The organism is Streptococcus sp. HMSC034E12 (assembly GCF_001835915.1).
GTDB lineage: Bacteria > Bacillota > Bacilli > Lactobacillales > Streptococcaceae > Streptococcus > Streptococcus vaginalis.
Genome location: NZ_KV826465.1, coordinates 1 through 1,227 on the forward strand (window position 1 = coordinate 1; position 1,227 = coordinate 1,227).

Here is a 1,227-nt window from a genome sequence, read left to right on the forward strand (position 1 = left end):
CAACGTTTTTGCCGGTCGTTAGCAAAATAATGAGTTGTAAAATATGGAGAAAATAAATGGCAAGAAATACATTGGAAGACGCTAATAATATTTTATTTGAGACTCTAGAGCGACTTAATGATCTAAGTTTGACGGACGAAGAACTCAAAAAAGAAATTGTTCGTGCTCATGCGATTGGAGAAGTCGCTAGTCAAATTCGAGCTACTCAAAAATTAGCTTTGGGGGTTACAGAGACCTTATCCATCATCTCAACAAAAGAGGTTACAACTCCTAAAATGTTAATCGGAAAGGGTGAGGGATAATGGATATAGTAGACCTTTATATGGAATATGGCGATTTTCGCGAAGCAGTAAAACGTAGCGGTCTGCCTGTCCATGTGGCGCACATGAAATTGTTGAAAAGCGGCTGTTTGAAAGTCCACGATAAAATACAGTTTGGAAATGTTGCTTCAAAATTAGGAGGACAAGCAGAGGAGCTTTTCCAAAAGTTAGTCCCCGACGCAGTAGACGCTAATCGTTATTTTAAAAAAAATAATCCTGTTTACGACTTTATGTTTGGCAATTTGACAATTGATGTCAAATACTCTTCAAAACGCACTCCAAATCGTGGAGTTGGCAATGATTATTGGGGGTTTCGAGTCAAAGGGGATCAAGATTTTATCGTTGCATTTTTGGAACGAGAAAAGAAAGAAGAATTAAACAATCCAATTGTATTGCTGTTGCCGATGTCTTTTGTGGAAGATGGCGCAAAAAATACAACGCTTACAGAAAGCAGTCCTTATTTTAAAGAGTTTCAAATTGAACCCGAAGAACTACAGCCGACACTGCGAATGTACTCCGAAATGAGGGAGCAAGGGCTATTCTAATGGCAGGAGGGTTGATTTTTCTCGATGGTAATAAGCTTAATTTTTCCGCTGACAACTTAATGAGAGTAAGTGCCGATGAATTACGCTTATTCCACAAACGCAATCTAAAACGATTAACGCCAGAATTAACTAAATCGGAATTATTAAATATTCGTTTGGAGTTAAAAATAAAAGAGCTGGAGGATGAAAATGCAAAACTACGAACAAATGCGCGTGATTATGAACTGGGAGCGCGACCATTACAGGCTAGGCAACGAATACAAGAATAAGCTAGCCAAGAAGCCAGTCGAAGTAGTCAAGCAGGAATTGGCTGAGATAGCCGAAGAATGGAATAGCGTTAGCTTTTCAGTCGTGCCAAAAGG

The 1,227-nt window shown here is 39.0% G+C and carries 2 protein-coding genes; both read left to right on the forward strand.

Annotation, left to right across the window (positions count from 1 at the left end; translation table 11 throughout):
• The first annotated feature begins 56 nt into the window (after positions 1–56).
• Positions 57–302 (forward strand): hypothetical protein, encoded by a 246-nt coding sequence (locus tag HMPREF2574_RS08675; RefSeq protein WP_070812462.1) that lies wholly within the window; start codon positions 57–59, stop codon positions 300–302.
• Entirely contained in the window at positions 299–865 is a 567-nt protein-coding gene (locus HMPREF2574_RS08680) for a hypothetical protein (protein ID WP_070812463.1), read from the forward strand. Before HMPREF2574_RS08675 ends, HMPREF2574_RS08680 begins: the two co-directional genes overlap by 4 nt.
• The last annotated feature ends 362 nt before the right edge of the window (positions 866–1,227 follow it).

Bases quoted from the DNA above. Each gene is read 5' to 3' on its own strand.
- HMPREF2574_RS08675 (WP_070812462.1), top strand. From the start codon at position 57: ATGGCAAGAAATACATTGGAAGACGCTAATAATATTTTATTTGAGACT.